The organism is Azoarcus sp. Soil_N_20 (assembly GCF_057656155.1).
Window position 1 is genome coordinate 38,499 of sequence record NZ_JBDGKX010000024.1, and the last position, 16,002, is coordinate 54,500.

The 16,002-nt window shown below is 63.0% G+C and carries 17 protein-coding genes; 8 read left to right on the forward strand and 9 right to left on the reverse strand.

The genetic code is table 11. From position 1 onward, the window contains the following. Position 1: 1 nt before the first annotated feature. Positions 2-787 carry an OmpA family protein gene (locus AC3A35_RS26270; protein WP_487439502.1) on the forward strand — a complete coding sequence of 262 codons (786 nt, stop codon included), beginning with the start codon at positions 2-4 and terminating at the stop codon, positions 785-787. Here the strand turns inward: AC3A35_RS26270 and tssA are convergent. Continuing rightward, positions 777-1,940 carry a type VI secretion system protein TssA gene (tssA, locus tag AC3A35_RS26275; protein WP_487439503.1) on the reverse strand — a complete coding sequence of 388 codons (1,164 nt, stop codon included), beginning with the start codon at positions 1,938-1,940 and terminating at the stop codon, positions 777-779. The genes AC3A35_RS26270 and tssA overlap by 11 nt on opposite strands. A gap of 128 nt (positions 1,941-2,068) precedes the next feature. On the opposite strand from tssA, the gene mutS reads away from it, so the two are divergent. The 4 genes from mutS (at position 2,069) to AC3A35_RS26295 (ending at position 6,079) form a co-directional block, all read left to right on the forward strand. Further along, positions 2,069-4,603 carry a DNA mismatch repair protein MutS gene (gene mutS, locus AC3A35_RS26280; RefSeq protein WP_487439518.1) on the forward strand — a complete coding sequence of 845 codons (2,535 nt, stop codon included), beginning with the start codon at positions 2,069-2,071 and terminating at the stop codon, positions 4,601-4,603. Beyond that, positions 4,600-5,370, forward strand: coding sequence for a spermine/spermidine synthase domain-containing protein (locus tag AC3A35_RS26285; protein ID WP_487439504.1), 771 nt, complete (start codon positions 4,600-4,602; stop codon positions 5,368-5,370). The genes mutS and AC3A35_RS26285 overlap by 4 nt, the downstream gene beginning before the upstream one ends. A gap of 63 nt (positions 5,371-5,433) precedes the next feature. Next, a complete protein-coding gene (gene nqrM / locus AC3A35_RS26290) occupies positions 5,434-5,634 on the forward strand; it encodes a (Na+)-NQR maturation NqrM (protein WP_487439505.1) in 201 nt (66 codons plus the stop codon). A 19-nt stretch (positions 5,635-5,653) separates the two neighbouring features. After that, a complete protein-coding gene (locus AC3A35_RS26295) occupies positions 5,654-6,079 on the forward strand; it encodes a CBS domain-containing protein (protein WP_487439506.1) in 426 nt (141 codons plus the stop codon). 44 nt (positions 6,080-6,123) lie between these two features. Here the strand turns inward: AC3A35_RS26295 and dnaQ are convergent, their stop codons facing one another. From dnaQ to AC3A35_RS26310, 3 genes are read right to left on the reverse strand one after another with little or no spacing between them, the layout of a single operon-like run. After that, the gene (gene dnaQ, locus AC3A35_RS26300; RefSeq protein ID WP_487439507.1) at positions 6,124-6,840 is read right to left on the reverse strand and encodes a DNA polymerase III subunit epsilon; all 717 of its coding nucleotides are present in this window, start codon (positions 6,838-6,840) and stop codon (positions 6,124-6,126) included. Positions 6,841-6,859: 19 nt separating this feature from the next. Then, positions 6,860-7,318 (reverse strand): ribonuclease HI, encoded by a 459-nt coding sequence (rnhA, locus tag AC3A35_RS26305; protein ID WP_487439508.1) that lies wholly within the window; start codon positions 7,316-7,318, stop codon positions 6,860-6,862. Between the two features lie 5 nt (positions 7,319-7,323). Next, positions 7,324-8,058: a class I SAM-dependent methyltransferase gene (locus AC3A35_RS26310; protein WP_487439509.1), complete on the reverse strand. Its 735-nt coding sequence runs from the start codon at positions 8,056-8,058 to the stop codon at positions 7,324-7,326. Positions 8,059-8,086: 28 nt separating this feature from the next. On the opposite strand from AC3A35_RS26310, the gene gloB reads away from it, so the two are divergent. Further along, positions 8,087-8,848: a hydroxyacylglutathione hydrolase gene (gene gloB, locus AC3A35_RS26315; protein ID WP_487439510.1), complete on the forward strand. Its 762-nt coding sequence runs from the start codon at positions 8,087-8,089 to the stop codon at positions 8,846-8,848. A gap of 23 nt (positions 8,849-8,871) precedes the next feature. Here the strand turns inward: gloB and AC3A35_RS26320 are convergent, their stop codons facing one another. After that, complete coding sequence (locus AC3A35_RS26320) at positions 8,872-9,255, reverse strand: response regulator transcription factor (RefSeq protein ID WP_487439511.1); 384 nt, start codon at positions 9,253-9,255, stop codon at positions 8,872-8,874. Positions 9,256-9,260: 5 nt separating this feature from the next. Further along, positions 9,261-10,229, reverse strand: a complete 969-nt coding sequence (locus AC3A35_RS26325) for a diguanylate cyclase (protein WP_487439512.1) — start codon at positions 10,227-10,229, stop codon at positions 9,261-9,263. 148 nt (positions 10,230-10,377) lie between these two features. On the opposite strand from AC3A35_RS26325, the gene AC3A35_RS26330 reads away from it, so the two are divergent. Then, the gene (locus AC3A35_RS26330; protein ID WP_487439513.1) at positions 10,378-11,820 is read left to right on the forward strand and encodes a transglycosylase SLT domain-containing protein; all 1,443 of its coding nucleotides are present in this window, start codon (positions 10,378-10,380) and stop codon (positions 11,818-11,820) included. 19 nt (positions 11,821-11,839) lie between these two features. On the opposite strand, the gene AC3A35_RS26335 is transcribed toward AC3A35_RS26330, so the two are convergent. From AC3A35_RS26335 to AC3A35_RS26345, 3 genes are read right to left on the reverse strand one after another with little or no spacing between them, the layout of a single operon-like run. Beyond that, the gene (locus AC3A35_RS26335) at positions 11,840-13,912 is read right to left on the reverse strand and encodes an ABC transporter ATP-binding protein (RefSeq protein WP_487439514.1); all 2,073 of its coding nucleotides are present in this window, start codon (positions 13,910-13,912) and stop codon (positions 11,840-11,842) included. A 60-nt stretch (positions 13,913-13,972) separates the two neighbouring features. Further along, entirely contained in the window at positions 13,973-14,458 is a 486-nt protein-coding gene (locus AC3A35_RS26340; protein ID WP_487439515.1) for an FKBP-type peptidyl-prolyl cis-trans isomerase, read from the reverse strand. A gap of 1 nt (position 14,459) precedes the next feature. Next, entirely contained in the window at positions 14,460-14,930 is a 471-nt protein-coding gene (locus AC3A35_RS26345; RefSeq protein ID WP_487439516.1) for a peroxiredoxin, read from the reverse strand. A 254-nt stretch (positions 14,931-15,184) separates the two neighbouring features. Here AC3A35_RS26345 and lexA point away from each other — a divergent pair, with 254 nt between their 5' ends. After that, on the forward strand, positions 15,185-15,787 hold the full coding sequence (lexA, locus tag AC3A35_RS26350) for a transcriptional repressor LexA (RefSeq protein WP_487439517.1): 603 nt from the start codon (positions 15,185-15,187) through the stop codon (positions 15,785-15,787). Positions 15,788-16,002 lie beyond the last annotated feature (215 nt).

The window sequence follows — 16,002 nt, forward strand, 5'->3', positions numbered from 1 at the left end:
GATGCGCGCGCGACTGACCACCGTCCTTGCCCTGGCGCTTGGGGGTTTCATCCTGCCGGTACCGGCCCGGTCCAGCCCGCCACCTTCGGACACCGGCGCGGCCGTGGTGATCAGCGGCACCGTGCCCGACGAAGCCTCCCGCGCCGCCATCCTCGGCAAGCTGAAATCCGTGTATGGCGACACCCCGGTTGTCGACGCCCTCGAGGTCGGCGGCGTGGTTCCGCCGCCAAACTGGACGGCCCTTGTCACCCGCCTGCTCGAGCCCGGCATTCGGCAGATCCATCGAGGACAGCTTCAGATTACCGGAACCCGGGTCAGCTACCACGGCAAGGTCGCCAACGAGGCCCAGCGCCAGCAGATCGCGAGCACTGCGGCGAACGCACTGACCCCAGCCTACATCGTGACCAATGCACTGACCGTGAGCAACGATGCCCAGGCCGTGCTCGACCAGACCCTTGCCGACCGCGTCGTAGAGTTCGAGAGCGGCTCCGCCACCCTGACCGCCGATGGCGTGCGCATTCTCGATGAGATGGCCGCAAGCATTGGCAGTCTGGACATCCGCCGGATCCAGATCGTGGGCCATACCGACAGCCACGGCAGTCGACTGGCCAACATCGGCCTGAGTCTTGAACGGGCCAACGCGGTACGTGACCATCTGCAGACCCGGGGGATCCCCGCACAACGCATGACCGCCCTCGGCGCCGGGCCCGATCGACCGGTCGCTGAGAACGACTCGGCGGAGGGTCGAGCGAGAAACCGCCGGATCGAATTCAGGATCAGCGGTTGAGATCAACGCCGAGCAGTTCTTCGACGCGGGACAGCGTTGCATCGTCGCTGACCACGGCACGCAACCACTCGTGTAGTGGCATTTCGCCCCAATGTGCCGCTTTGTCGGCGAGATAGGCCACCGGACTGTGTGGCTCCGTGTGCCTGAAGAATTCGGCAACCTGCCGCAATTGATCCAGCGCCTGCTGGCGACTGTGGAGGGTCCGCGCATGGCACTGGCCCATCGTGGCGGCGGGTGCGGACGACACCGTCACCGGATTCGGTTGAGCATGGTAAACAGGCGGAATGTCCCCCGCTGCCGCGCCGGCAAGTCGGCGCAGATGGTCGATCATCGCTGCAAGCGCCGTACGGGCGGGACCAAACCTCGGCCCTTCATCGCCGAGGCGCGAGTCGACCACCGGCTCGAGCACATTCAACGCCTCGAATACGGCGTTCGCCGCTTGCAGGCTGTCGTGATAGAAGGCGTCCGGCGTCTGTGCCCGGGCGGTGTCGAACCGTCCCAGACTCACCCGTCCAGCGCGCGACAAGGCATCGGTCTCGGTGGGGTTGCGGTCGACGGCCTGCGCCTGTGCCCGCGCGGCATCGAGGTCGATGCTCGAGTGCACGCCTTCCGCCGAATCGGTCAGGGGCAATTCACGAATGATTCGTGGCGACTGCGCAAGCAGCCAACCGAGGCAGCCGGCCCGCAACGACAGATCGCCATCGTCGGGCAGCGGATGGATATGTTCCCAGTACTGCTCGCACAGCCGGGCAATCAGGATATAGCCGTCGGCAAGACCGGCAAGACCGCGGGTTTTGGCCAGCCCTTCGGCCAGCCACACCGCCACCCGCAAATCCTTGGTACGCGTCGCAAGCAGTATCGAACAGCCGGACACCACCGCGGGCCAATCCGCCTCCTTCAATTCGGTGACCCATTCGCCCTGGCTCAGTAACGGATCGTCAGCGCGCCGGGCCTCCTGGATGCGGTCGAATTCGGGCGAGAACGACATGTCGACACCGCAGGGCTGCGTCGCGTCGAGTGGGAGAAACAAGGGCTCGAGTTCCATGGCCGGACCGCAAATAATGCCTTTGGCATTATACGCCGAGCGGCCGCGAGGTATCGGGGCAATGCACTTCGGGATCGACACCGAGTTCACAACCCGGCTTGCCGTCACCGATACGGTAAAATGCCGCGCCTGTCACCCTCCGGTCCTGGCCGGCCCGTTAGCGGAAGAACTCCAACTTGAAAACCCGGCAAGACATCCCACCCCCACCGGCCGACTTTCCCGGTCACACGCCGATGATGCAGCAGTACCTGCGGATCAAGGCGCAGCATCCCGACACGCTGCTGTTCTATCGCATGGGAGATTTCTACGAGCTGTTTTTCGAGGATGCCGAGAAAGCCGCGCGTCTGCTCGACATCACCCTGACCACCCGCGGACAGTCTGCCGGACAGCCGATCAGGATGGCTGGCGTCCCCTTCCATGCGGTGGAGCAATACCTCACCCGGCTGGTCAAGCTCGGTGAATCGGTGGTGATCGCCGAGCAGGTCGGCGAACCCGGCGCGACCAAGGGGCCAATGGAACGTGCGGTGAGCCGTATCGTCACCCCCGGCACCCTGACCGACGCCGCGCTGCTCGACGACCGCCGCGACGCGCTGCTGCTGGCGGCCAATCTGCATCGCGGAGTGCTTGGCCTGGCCTGGCTCAACCTCGCCAACGGCGACCTGCGCCTGATGCAGAGTCCGGCCGAGTCGCTGCAGGCTCAGTTCGAGCGTCTGCGCCCGGCCGAGGTCCTGATTCCCGACGGACTCGCCCTGCCGCTGATCGAGAACCTCGCGCCGACGCTGCGCCGACTGGCCGACTGGCAGTTCGACACCGAGACCGGCGTGCGCCTGCTCACCGGCCATTTCGGCACCCGTGACCTGTCCGGTTTCGGGGTCGAAGAGCAGGCGGTCGCGCTCGGTGCGGCAGCGGCGCTATACGACTATGCAAAATCCACTCAGCGCCAGACCCTGAGCCATATCACCGGCCTCACCGTCGAACGCGAGTCCGAGTACCTGCGCCTCGACGCCGCCACCCGGCGCAACCTGGAGCTCACCGAAACCCTGCGCGGTGAGTCGTCTCCCACGCTGCTGTCGCTGCTCGACACCTGCGTCACCAGCATGGGCTCGCGCTGGCTGCGTCATGCGCTGCACCATCCCTTGCGCGATCGCACCATTCCTGCAGCCCGTCACCAGGCGGTCGCCGAGTTGCTCGGCGAAGGCGACGGCCGGATATCCGGCACGGTGCGCGAGGCCCTGCGCGGCGTCGCCGACGTTGACCGGATCACTGCCCGGATCGCCTTGCGCAGTGCCCGTCCACGCGACCTGTCCGCGCTGCGCGAAAGTCTGGCGCGCCTGCCCGCGCTGGCGAGTGCGCTTGCGCCGGCCAGCAGCGACTTGCTGTCCGGTATCGCCACCGGGCTGGCCATCTCCCCCGCTGCGCTCGAACTGCTGAACTGCGCGATTGCGAGTGAACCCGCAGCCATGGTGCGCGACGGCGGCGTGATCGCGCCCGGCTTCGACGCCGAACTGGACGAGTTGCGTAATATCCAGACCAACTGCGGCGAGTTCCTGATGGCGCTCGAAGCTCGCGAGCGCGAGCGCAGCGGCATCGCCGGCCTGAAGGTCGAGTTCAACAAGGTGCACGGGTTCTACATCGAAGTCAGCCGCGCCAATGCGGAGAAAGTGCCCGACGACTATCGCCGCCGGCAGACGCTGAAGAATGCCGAGCGCTACATCACCCCGGAGCTCAAGGCCTTCGAGGACAAGGCCCTGTCGGCGCAGGAGCGTGCCCTGGCGCGCGAGAAGCTGCTGTACGAGGAAATCCTCGACGCGCTCGCGCCCAACATTCCCGCGCTGCAGACCATCGCCCGCGCGCTCGCCACGCTGGACGGGCTCGCCGCCTTCGCCGAGGCCGCCGCGCGCCATGGCTACGTCGCCCCGGTGTTCAACGAGCAGCCCGGCATCGCCATCGGCGGCGGCCGTCATCCGGTGGTCGAACGTCAGGTCGAGGACTTCATCCAGAACGACGCCCGCCTCGCCCCGACCCGACGCATGCTGATGATCACCGGTCCCAACATGGGCGGCAAATCGACCTTCATGCGCCAGGTCGCACTGATCTGCCTGCTCGCGCACGTCGGCAGTTTCGTCCCCGCGCAGGCCGCCACCCTGGGTCCGCTGGACGCAATCTTCACCCGCATCGGCGCCTCTGACGACCTGGCGTCAGGCCGCTCCACCTTCATGGTGGAGATGACCGAGGCCTCGGCCATCCTGCACGGCGCAACAGAACACAGCCTGGTGCTGATGGACGAGATCGGACGTGGCACCTCGACCTTCGACGGGCTCGCGCTGGCCTTTGCGATCGCCCGCCACCTGCTGGAAAAGAACCGCAGCCTGACCCTGTTCGCCACTCACTACTTCGAGCTCACCCGCCTCAACACCGAGTATCCGGAGTGCGCCAACGTGCACCTCGATGCGGTCGAGCACGGCCATCGCATCGTCTTCCTCCATGCACTGGAAGAAGGCCCGGCGAGTCAGAGTTACGGAATCGAGGTGGCCGCACTCGCCGGCATTCCCGGCACCGTGATTCGCGAGGCCAAGCGCCGTTTGCGCACACTGGAGAATCGCGAGATCGGCAACGGCCCGCAGGCGGACCTGTTCGCCGACCTGCCCGAGCCGGCGTCGGCACCGCTGTCGCATCCGGTCCTCACCGCGCTGGCGGACATCGAACCCGACAACCTCAGCCCGCGCGAAGCACTCGAACAGCTGTATGCCCTGAAACGGATGAGCACATGAGCACACCGATCGATATTTCGGAAGAGGCGGGCGTCCGCTACCTGCACTTCGGTTCCGAATGGGTGCAGGGCGCGATGCGCATCCGCAAGCCCAATGCCCTCGAGCTGGCCTACACCCGCGAGATGATGGCAGGTCTGCTGTTGCGCGACGGATTGGCCGACGATACCGGCAACTGGCCACGCAAGGTGCTGCTGATCGGTCTCGGTGCCGCCTCACTGGCCAAGTTCATCTACCACCACTGCCCCCAGAGCCGGATCCAGGTGGTAGAAATCTCCCCCTCGGTGGTTGCCGCCGCACGTCAGTTCTTCCGCCTTCCGGACGAAGGCACCCGGTTCTCGATCCAGCTCGGCTGCGGCGCCAGTTTCGTGATGGAAAAGGATGCCCGCTTCGACTACATCCTGGTCGACGGCTATGATCGCAACGCCCGCGCCGGGGTACTCGACACCCTCCCCTTTTATCAGACAGTGCGCTCGCGCCTCTCCGACCAGGGGCTGATGGCCGTCAACCTCTTCGGTCGGTCGAAGGGCTACCGGGCCAGCGTCGAACGCATCTTCACCGCTTTCGACGATCGCGCGATCGCGTTCCCGTCCTGCGACAGTGGCAACGTGGTGGCTTTCGGTGCGGCCGGCGACACCGTGACCCGACCTGCGTCCGAGTTGCGCGCACGCGCACTGACGCTGAAAACCGAAACCGGGCTCGATCTGCTACCGACCATCACCCGCGTGGAACAGGCCGGAAATCTGCCCGGCGGGACGTTGATTCTTTAACAACCAAGCCGGTCACGGTATTGTCTACCTGACATCTTGGATATAACTGAAACAGGATCCGACATGAGTACCTTTCTACTAGCCTTGATCGTATTCGCCGTGGTGATCGCGGCCATGGCCGTTGGCGTCATCTTCGGCCGCAAGCCGATCGCCGGAAGCTGCGGCGGCTTGGGTGCGGTCGGTCTGGAGTGCGAAGGTGGCTGCGAAAAACCCTGCCCCAAGCGGCTTGCAAAAATGAAGGCACAAGCCGAACAACAATCCTGATCACTCGCCCGGAGAAGCCATGCTGAAATCCCTGTTCGTGAAGGACTACATGATTGGTGACCACCTTGCCTTTCACCCCGACGACGAGGTGCTCCACGCCATTCATACACTTATCAAACACGGATTGAGTGGGGCACCGGTAGCCGACGATACGGGTCGCCTGATCGGCTTCCTGTCGGAAAAGGACTGCCTGAAGGTGGCGCTCAACGCCTCCTACTTCGAGCAGCAGGCAGGACTGGTACGCGAGTACATGATCAAGGATGTGACGTCCGTAACCACGGACAGCAACCTGATCGACGTGATCGAGCTGTTTCTGACCCGAACTTACCGGTGCCTTCCTGTGGTTGAGGGCGACCGTCTGATCGGGCAGATTTCGCGCCGCGAGATCCTGATGGGTCTCGAGAAATTGAGGACAAGCCACAAGACAACGCGCATCCGGGGATGAGTCCTCCATGCCGGCAACCCGCCCGAGGGTGACCGGCACGAGGTTCAGGCCGGGGCCGGCTCCGGCGGCAACCAGAGGCACGCACCCTTGTTCGCTTTGGCGATCTCGGCGAGCACGCGGTCGTGGGCCTCGACTTCGCTCACCGACGCGTGCTGCACGCACAACGGAGGACGCTCGAAAACGCCCCCCGCACTATCGTACTGAGCCGACGCCGGCGCCTCCTCGAGCGTCATGATCAGGCTCTCCTGCCCGCGCGTCATTGCCAGATAGACTTCGGCGAGCAGTTCGGCATCCAGCAGTGCGCCATGCAGGGCACGATGACCGTTATCGATCTCGTACCGGTCACACAGCGCGTCGAGCGACGCCTTCTTGCCCGGGTTCTGCTCCTTCGCCATCTTCAGGGTATCGACGACGCCGCAACACAGCGCATCGAGCGACGTCCGGCCGAGCAGTGCAAGTTCGCAGTTGAGAAAGCCGACGTCGAAACTGGCGTTGTGTATCACCAGTTCGGCATCGCGAACGAAATCTTCGAAATCTTCGACGATTGCAGCGAACTTCGGCTTGTCCGCGAGGAACTCCACGGAGATTCCATGCACCGCTTCCGCTTCGGCATCGATGCCGCGCCCGGGGTTGATGAAAACGTGGAAATGACGCCCGGTCAGACTGCGATTGACCAGTTCGACACAGCCGATCTCGATCACGCGATCGCCGTTGCGCCAGTCGAGGCCCGTGGTTTCGGTATCCAGAACAATTTGTCTCATTCGCTGCAATTCCCCCTGTTCACCCCTGCACCACGGTTCCCGCCTTGCGGCACTGTTCCACCCCGCGTCGTGCCAGCTCGTCGGCACGCTCGTTCTCCGGATGACCGGCATGACCCTTCACCCACAACCATTTCACTTGGTGACGTGAGGTGGCCTCGTCCAGTTCGCGCCACAAGTCGGCATTCTTGACCGGTTCCTTCGACGCGGTTTTCCAGCCACGCGCCTTCCAGCCGTGAATCCACTCCGAGATTCCCTTCTGCACGTACTGACTGTCGGTATGAACCCGCACCGTTACCGGCCGTTTGAGCAGGCCGAACGCACGGATCACGGCCATCATCTCCATCCGGTTGTTGGTAGTCTGCGGCTCGCCGCCCCAGATTTCCTTCTCGTGCCCGCCGCTGCGCAGGATCGCCCCCCAACCGCCTGGTCCGGGGTTACCGCTACATGCACCATCGGTGTAAATATCGACTTCTTCCATGTCTTTCAAGTCTTCCTTGCGTTTCCGGGATGAATATCGCGCTGGGCAACTGCCGACAGACGCTTCGCACTGGCGCGCTGTTCACGCCAGTTGGGCATGATCAGGCGCGTTCCCTGTACCCGCTTGATGCCCTGCACCACATACGCCGCGCCGCACACCGGCCACCAGCGTGCGCCCGCCTTGTCCATGAAGCGCCAACGATCGAGCCAGCCGGGCGTGTTCACTGCGGGCACGTAGCAGCCAAAACCGCCGGCCTGAGTCTCGAATCCGAGCAGCGTCAGCCAATCCCGGACCCGCGGCGCCGAGAGGTACTGCCCACGCCATGGGAATGCACCGGCCTTGCGCGCCATGAGTCGACGAATGCCCCAGAGGCTGTACGGATTGAAACCGCTGATGACCACGCTTCCTTCCGGGACCAGAACCCGCTCCACTTCACGCAACACGTGATGCGGGCGGCGGGCAAACTCGAGCACATGGGGCAGCACCACCAGGTCCAGACTCGCGGTCGCAAAAGGCAATGCATCGTCACACGCAAGCACTGCGGCGTCGCCAAGCCGGCTGCAATGAAAGCGGAACGGCATGCGGTTGGCGCGCAGCAAGGCCACCTCGGGCACGCCGAGTTGAAGTGCGTTGTAGCCGAAAATATCAGCGACCACCGCATCCATCCGGGCCTGCTCCCATTGGAGCAGATAGCGCCCCTGAGGAGTTTCGAGCCAGTCAGACAAACTGAGGATTGACACGGGCCGTCAGCGCTTCAAAATTGGCAAGATGAACATTATCCCTCTTCCAGCCTTTCGCGATAACTACATCTGGCTCGTGCATGACGGCCAGCAAGCGGTTGTCGTCGATCCCGGCGACGCCGGACCGGTGCTTGATCACCTTGCACGGCATGGGCTCGATCTCTGCGCCATACTCGTCACTCACCACCACCCCGACCACGTGGGCGGCCTGCAATCCTTGCTCGAACGCCGTCAGGTTCCTGTTTTCGGGCCGATCCATGAAACCATCGTGGGCGTCAGTCATCCGGTTGGCGAGGGCGACACGATCACGCTCCCCGGACTCGAGCTCAGTTTTCAGGTTCTCGAAGTACCGGCACACACGGCAGGACATATCGCCTATTTCGCGCCAGGCGTGCTGTTTTGCGGCGATACGCTGTTTTCCGCTGGCTGTGGACGGCTGTTCGAAGGCACGGCAGCGCAACTTCAGGTAGCGCTGACGCGTCTTGCGGCACTCGGTGGCGATACCCGCGTCTATTGCACCCACGAATACACGCTCTCGAACCTTGCTTTTGCCCGTGTGGCCGAGCCGGACAATCCCGAGCGCGATCGCTATCTCGCCCACTGTGAGGCACTGCGCGCAGCAGGCAAGCCGACCTTGCCGACCACGATCGCGCAGGAAAAACGGATCAACCCCTTCCTTCGCACCGAGGCTCCGGGGGTGATTGCCGGTGTCACCACCCGAACCGGCGCGCGCCCGGCAACAGCACTGGACTGCCTGACCGCCCTGCGGTCCTGGAAAGACGCCTTCTGATACCGCGCCAACCGGAGCGGTGCTCAGGCCGCGGAACCCAGACCCAACGCCCGTGAAACGGTCTCGATCACCTTGGCTGCGTTGAATGGTTTCAGCACCATGCCAGCCGCCCCGTGGTCCACGATTTCACTGACGGTCTCACGGTCGTTCCTTCCCGTGATCATCAATACCTTCACGCGTGGGAATCGTGCGCGCAGATCAACGAGCACCTCGAGTCCGCTGCGCCCGGGCATCATCACGTCGAGGCAGACCAGATCCGGTCTCAGCCTCTCGACCATCTCCAGCGCATTCAAGCCATCCCTGGCCTCGCCCACGACATTGAAGCCGGCCTGACGAAGTATTGCCCGCAGCGCAATCCGGATCGCCTCATTGTCATCGACGATGAGAACCTTCTTGTGTGATGCCATTTCGACTATCCGACTTCGGCTTCGATGCTCGTCAGCCCTGCGGCAACCCGGTTGCGTCCGAGCCTCTTGGCACGAAAAAGCGCATCGTCCGCCGCCTTGATCAGGCCGACAAAACCGGTTTCGTCTCCGCGCTCAGGCCTCACGCTCGCAACGCCGACACTGATCGTCACCACCGGGGCGGCCGCCGAAAACCGGTGCGTGATCGCAAGCGACTCGATTCCGTCACGCATCGCCCCGGCCACCGCAAGCGCGCCGTCGAGGTCCGTTTCCGGCAGCACCGCGGCAAATTCCTCACCCCCATAGCGCGCCACCAGATCGGTGGGTCGTCGCAGCTTCAGCTCCAGCGTACGCGCCACCGCCTTCAGGCATTCGTCACCTACCTGATGTCCATAATTGTCGTTGAACGGCTTGAATGAATCGACGTCAGCTACCAGCAGAGACACCGGCGAACCGGTTCGCGACGCCCGCCGCCACTCACGCAACAGGCTTTCATCAAAGCGGCGACGGTTGGCGATACCGGTCAGTCCGTCAACCGAAGACAGCCGCGTAAGTTCGCGATTGGCGTCATCGAGCTTGCGCGTCAGCACCAGCAGTGCGGACCGCATCTGTGCAATGCGCTGCATTGCGCTCACCTTGGCCTTCAGCACCACCTCCGACGCGGGCTTGATCAGATAGTCGTCCCCCCCAACTTCGATCGCGCGCTGCAGATCGTTCTCACTCGCACGCGCAGTCAGGAAGATGATCGGCGTCCAGTCACCATCCTGCTCCAGCTGGCGAATCCGGTGTGCAACCTCGAAGCCGTCCATGCCCGGCATGATGATGTCCAGCAGCACGAGATCGGGACGTTCACGCTTGAACATGTCGATCCCGCACTCACCGTCACGGGCATGCATTGCAGCGAGCCCCATCTTGGTAAGCTGATGGCACACCAGCGTGGCGCTGGTGACGGTATCCTCGATGACCAGTACTTTCATAGTGCCCGGATAAGCTTGCGGGAGAGCCCAATGGCGCCATCGTACCAAGGGAAACCCGGTCTGTTGCTCCTTTCGACATAGGTGACGCTTATTTGACGCACCGGTGACCGGTCGCTAGACTCCTAGGCTTTTCGTCGGTCGGATCGCGATGGCGAAGCATCGCTCGCTCGTTTTCTTCTTCGCCCTGCTCCTACCCCTCCCGAACGCATGGGGAGCGGACGACACCGGCACGGAATCGTCACTGTACACCTCGGCTCCGGCCGTGACGGACACGCCTCCCGCGCGCGTGCTGACACTGGACCTGACCCGCGACGCCAGCGACATCTGGGACCGCATCCGGCGCGGCTACGGCATGCCCGACCTCGACAGCGAGCTGGTTGCCGAACAGCAACTCTTCTATCTGAACCGCCCGGGTTTCCTGAAGCAGGTTTTTTCCCGCGGTGGGCGTTACCTCTATTACATCGTCGACGAACTCGAGCGGCGCGGCATGCCCACCGAGCTGGCCCTGCTGCCGATGGTGGAAAGCAGTTACAACCCCCTCGCCTACTCGCGTGCCCATGCCTCCGGGCTATGGCAGTTCATCCCGTCGACCGGACGCCAGTACAACCTGACCCAGGACACGTGGGTAGACGAGCGGCGCGACGTCATCGCCTCCACCAATGCCGCCCTCGACTACCTGCAAACCATCTACGAGATGCACGGCGACTGGCATCTTGCGCTGGCCTCGTACAACTGGGGCGAAGGCTCGGTCGGTCGCGCACTCCAACGCAACCGCGAAGCCGGTCTGCCGGCCGAGTACAGCCATCTCAGAATGCCCACCGAAACCCGCTACTACGTGCCCAAGCTGCAGGCGATCAAGAACATCATCGCCGAACCCGAACTGTTTCGCTTTGAACTGCCTCATGTCGCCAACGAACAGCACTTCGTGACGCTCGCTGCACCGACTGGCATCGATCTGGGCACGGCCGCACAATTCGCCGACATGACCATCGAGGAGTTCCTCGCCCTTAACCCTGGCTTCAATCGACCCGCGATCACCAACGTGGGACAGACGCTGGTGGTGCCGGCCGACCGCGCAACGCGATTCGAGACCCGACTCAACGAATTTCAGCTCTCGGGCAAAGGCTGGCGCACGCACGAACTCGACCCGGGCGAAAAACTGGAAACCGTCGCCAGTCGCCATGGACTCACCTTGGCGCAGCTGATGCAACTCAATGGGCTCGCCGCCGGCAGCAGACTCAGCCCGGGCTATACGCTGTTGGTACCCGACGGTATCGACCCCAGCAGTGCGCTGCTGGTCAGCAAGCTGCTGCCGGGCGGCAATCGCCTCGTCGGTGGTCGGACGGTCAAGCTCAACACGGCGGGTATCAAGACGGCGAAGGGAAAAAAGACGGCGAAGGGAAAAGCAAAAGTGTCGGCCAAACTGGCGGCGAAGAGAACTCCGTCGAAGAAAAACATCAGCAAGGCATCTGCCGCGAAAGTACCGAGCAAGCCAGCAGCAAAGAAGGCCCCATCGACTACGGCGGCAAGCGCGAAGCCGAGCGCCCCCTCGGCGAAGCCGCCGAAGAAATCGGAACAGCCCAAGCGCTGAGCACGCTCGAAAACCTCGTTCAACGAACCCGGCGGTCCGCCACGGCGGCCGACACCCCCGCCCAATGGCAGCGCACCGTCTGCCCACCGCCCATACTCTGTTCCACCGGATAACTGGCACGACAGATATCGCTCGCCTGAGCACAACGCGGATGGAAATGGCAGCCGGCAGGCGGGTCGAGCGGCGACGGCAAATCGACTGCTGCAGAGATCGACGGCAAGGCTTCATCCGAACCCGCCGTCACCTTGGGCACCGCCGCGAGCAACGCACGGGTGTAAGGATGCGCGGGGGCACGGAGAACCCGCTCCGCCGGTCCCCGCTCGACGATACGCCCCAGATACATCACCGCCACTTCATCGGCGAGATATTCGACCACGCCAAGATTGTGGGTGATGAAGAGGTAGGCAAGTCCGCGCTCATCCTGCAACTCGCGCATCAGATTGAGCAACTGAGCCTGCACCGACACGTCGAGCGCACTGGTCGGCTCATCGCAGACTATCACTTTCGGCGACACCGCGAGCGCACGCGCGATCGCGATGCGCTGGCGCTGACCACCGGAGAATTCGTGCGGATATCGCCAGCGCATCGCGGACGACAACCCGATCCGCTCGAGCAGCGCATCCACGGTCCGTCGACGAGATGCTGCATCTCCGTCCAGCCCGAGGCTGATCATTCCCTCCTCAATGATCTCGCCGACCCGAAGCCGCGGATTGAGTGAGGCGAATGGATCCTGGAATACCATCTGCACCGCTCGCCGCAGCGGGAGCAAGGCTCCGTGCGACAGGCCGGCCTGATCCTCTCCATCGAGCAGGATCACACCGTCGGTCGGCTCGACCAATTGCAGGATAGCTTTTCCGACCGTGGTCTTGCCGCACCCGGACTCGCCAACCAAAGCCAGGGTATGCCCGGGAACCAGCGCCAGACTCACGCCATCGACTGCACGCACCTGTCCCACCACACGGCGGAACAAGCCCTTGCGCACCGGGAAATGCACCGCCAGATCGTGAACCTCGAGCAGCGACGCCACGGCTCGGCGGGTATCGGCAGGGGCTTCGCCGAACTCGGCGCGCTCGAGCGCACGCGGCACGCTCACACCTTCGTAAAGATGGCAGCGCACCGCCTGGGGGCCAATGCCATGCCAGCCCGGGGCCTCATCATCGCACCGATCGAAGGCATGCGGACAACGGTCGGCAAAACGACAACCGGAAAACGTCTGATCCAGCGCGGGAACGCTGCCGGCAGGGGCATCGAGCCGGCTTCCCCGACGCGCGCCATCGGGCAGTGCGGCAAACAGTTTGCGTGCATAGGGGTGTAAGGGCGCGCGGAAGAACGCCTGTCGCGGCCCGGTCTCGACCAGCTCGCCGGCATACATCACCCCCACCCGGTGCGCCATGCGCGCGACTACGCCCAGATCGTGCGTAATCAGTAGCATGGCCATGCTGCGCTCAGCCTGCAGGCGGACCAGCAGATCGAGCACCTGAGCCTGAATGGTGACATCGAGTGCGGTGGTCGGCTCGTCGGCGATCAGCAGTTCGGGGCCACCGGCCAACGCCATCGCGATCATGACCCTCTGCTTCATGCCGCCCGAAAACTGGAAGGGGTAATCGTCGAGCCGCTGTGCCGCGCCCGGAATTCCCACCGCCTCCAGCAGACGTTGGGCTTCCCCGCGTGCCGCTCCACCACGCAGGTTACGATGCAGCATCAGGGCTTCGCCAATCTGTGCGCCGACGGTCATTACCGGGTTGAGGCTGGTAGCAGGCTCCTGGAAGATCATTCCGATGCGCCCGCCACGCACTGTGCGCATTCGGGACTCGGGTAATCGCAGCAGGTCCTCACCGCCCAAGCGGATCTCACCCCCCTCGATACGAGCCGTATCAGGCAGAAGGCGGTTGAGGGCAAGCGCAGTCATCGACTTCCCGCAACCGGACTCGCCCAGCAGCGCGAAGGTTTCGCCCGCCGCGATCGAGAAGCTCACGCCGTCCACCGGGCGCACTTCTGATCCGGCGCCGCGGATCACCACTTTCAGTGTATTCACGTCAAGCAACGGCTCACTGCCGTCCGGCAGCCCTTCCACGCGGGTTAAACCGGCCATGCGTCACTCACCGTCGGGAAACAGACTAAAAAAAGGCCGCTTGCGCGGCCCGTACAGCGATCAATGATGATGTCCGCCTTCGCCATGGACGTGCCCGTGGGTGATCTCCTCGGTGGTCGCAGCGCGCACTTCTGCCACTGTCACATCGAAAATGAGCGCTACGCCGGCCAGCGGGTGATTGCCGTCGACCACCACCTTGCCTTCGGCGATGTCGGTGATGCGGTAAATGATCTCTTCTTCGCCGTCCTCGCTGACACGCTCGAACGACATCCCGACCTCGATATTGTCCGGGAACAGCTTTGCATCCTCGACCAGCACCAGTTCCTCATCGTAGTCGCCGAAGGCGTCTTCAGGCTGCAGCTTGAGTTGGAAGGTGTCACCAAGCTGCTTCCCATGGAGAGCCTCCTCCAGCATCGGGAAGATGCCATCGTAGCCACCGTGAAGATAAACCAGCGGATGCTGACCATCGTCGATCACCGCACCGTCGGGGTCCGTCACGGTGTACTTCAGGGTGACGACGCTGTTCTTCGCAATTTCCGTTTGCATGCTATGTATCCAGTTCCTTGACCAGTTTGAAAACCGCGGCCGCATGGCCGCGGGGCGTAACATCACGAAGCACGTGACGAATGACACCCTGCTTGTCGATGATGAAGGTTGTCCGCGCCACGCCCATCTTTTTTACCCCGTCAACTTCTCTTTCCAGCCACACGTCGTAGAGGCGGGCAACCTCTGTGTCGGTATCGGACAGTAGCCGGATAGACAAGCCATGCTCATCGCGAAAGTCGGCATGGGTCAGACAGTCATCGGGACTCACACCCACGATGATGCAGTCGCAGCGCGCAAACTCGTCCTCATGATCGCTGAAGTCGGCTGCCTGCCGCGTACATCCTGGAGTGTTGTCGCGCGGATAAAAATAGAGAACTACATGCTGCCTGCCGCGCGTGGAAAGAAGATCGAAGTTCTCCATATCCGCGTCCGGCAACGAAAAAGCGGGGGCGATGTCTCCGCTCTGCAACATGGATTCTCGCTGACGTGAGGCGGATTCTAACGGAGAGGCGGCGCGAACTCTACCTGACTGTGGTCGGGGCTCAACGAACATGGGGCGCTCCTTTATGATTTTCGGCACGGCACGGTGGAGAGAACATGCACCTTTATCATCAATAGCCCAGTCAAGCGTCGGGCTCAAGACGCAGCGCATCATTCACCATTTGCTGATAGAGCTTGCCTCAACAGATTAACTGTTTAAAATTACAGCAAAATCAGGAGAGGGTCATGAACACCCGCAGCGCACATCTGACTGCCCGCCAGCAGGAAATTCTCGACTTCATTCGCCAAACACTGGAAACCGAAGGCCGTCCGCCCACCCGTGCAGAGGTGTGCACCGCATTCGGTTTCCGCTCACCCAATGCCGCAGAAACCCACCTACGGTCACTCGCGGCCAAGGGTGCAATTATGCTTGAGGAAGGTCGTGCGCGTGGCATCCGCCTTGCCGAACCGCTTGGCCTACCTCTCATTGGCCGGGTCGCTGCCGGTAGCCCGATTCTAGCCGCCGAGCATGTCGAAAAACGATTCCAGCTCGATCCGTCGCTGTTCTCGTCTCATGCCGACTACCTGCTGCGGGTGCACGGCATGAGCATGCGCGACGCTGGCATTCTCGACGGTGACCTGATCGCGGTACACCGAGCGAACGATGCCCGAAATGGCCAGATCGTGGTAGCCCGCATTGAGGATGAAGTCACCGTCAAGATCCTGCAGCGTAAAGACAACTTTGTTGAGTTGCTCCCGGCAAATCCGGATTTCGAGCCTATCGTGGTGGACATTCGCCGCCAATCAATAGCTATCGAAGGGATCATGATCGGTCTGATCCGACAGTAAGTTGCCCTACTTACAGATGGGTTGCCCAAACGCTTACGCCACGCAGTCGCGATCTGCGCCTTGACTCTGCACTATGCCGCCGCGGTAGGCTTGATGAAAGTGTCCATGTGTCCACCAAGAACGAAGTGGAGACGATGCGCCTAACGACGGTGTAGAAAAACCCGATTTCCGGGCATGCGGTTCCTGTCGGCGATAACCGACGATGTCTTGTTCAT

Excerpts from the sequence above, each read along its gene's own strand:
- AC3A35_RS26285 (WP_487439504.1), top strand. The coding sequence starts at position 4,600 with ATGAGCACACCGATCGATATTTCGGAAGAGGCGGGCGTCCGCTACCTG.
- lexA (WP_487439517.1), top strand. The coding sequence starts at position 15,185 with ATGAACACCCGCAGCGCACATCTGACTGCCCGCCAGCAGGAAATTCTC.
- AC3A35_RS26330 (WP_487439513.1), top strand. The coding sequence starts at position 10,378 with ATGGCGAAGCATCGCTCGCTCGTTTTCTTCTTCGCCCTGCTCCTACCC.
- AC3A35_RS26340 (WP_487439515.1), bottom strand. The coding sequence starts at position 14,458 with ATGCAAACGGAAATTGCGAAGAACAGCGTCGTCACCCTGAAGTACACC.
- gloB (WP_487439510.1), top strand. The coding sequence starts at position 8,087 with ATGAACATTATCCCTCTTCCAGCCTTTCGCGATAACTACATCTGGCTC.
- AC3A35_RS26320 (WP_487439511.1), bottom strand. The coding sequence starts at position 9,255 with ATGGCATCACACAAGAAGGTTCTCATCGTCGATGACAATGAGGCGATC.
- AC3A35_RS26325 (WP_487439512.1), bottom strand. The coding sequence starts at position 10,229 with ATGAAAGTACTGGTCATCGAGGATACCGTCACCAGCGCCACGCTGGTG.
- AC3A35_RS26345 (WP_487439516.1), bottom strand. The coding sequence starts at position 14,930 with ATGTTGCAGAGCGGAGACATCGCCCCCGCTTTTTCGTTGCCGGACGCG.
- AC3A35_RS26295 (WP_487439506.1), top strand. The coding sequence starts at position 5,654 with ATGCTGAAATCCCTGTTCGTGAAGGACTACATGATTGGTGACCACCTT.
- mutS (WP_487439518.1), top strand. The coding sequence starts at position 2,069 with ATGCAGCAGTACCTGCGGATCAAGGCGCAGCATCCCGACACGCTGCTG.
- nqrM (WP_487439505.1), top strand. The coding sequence starts at position 5,434 with ATGAGTACCTTTCTACTAGCCTTGATCGTATTCGCCGTGGTGATCGCG.
- dnaQ (WP_487439507.1), bottom strand. The coding sequence starts at position 6,840 with ATGAGACAAATTGTTCTGGATACCGAAACCACGGGCCTCGACTGGCGC.
- AC3A35_RS26335 (WP_487439514.1), bottom strand. The coding sequence starts at position 13,912 with ATGGCCGGTTTAACCCGCGTGGAAGGGCTGCCGGACGGCAGTGAGCCG.
- rnhA (WP_487439508.1), bottom strand. The coding sequence starts at position 7,318 with ATGGAAGAAGTCGATATTTACACCGATGGTGCATGTAGCGGTAACCCC.
- AC3A35_RS26270 (WP_487439502.1), top strand. The coding sequence starts at position 2 with ATGCGCGCGCGACTGACCACCGTCCTTGCCCTGGCGCTTGGGGGTTTC.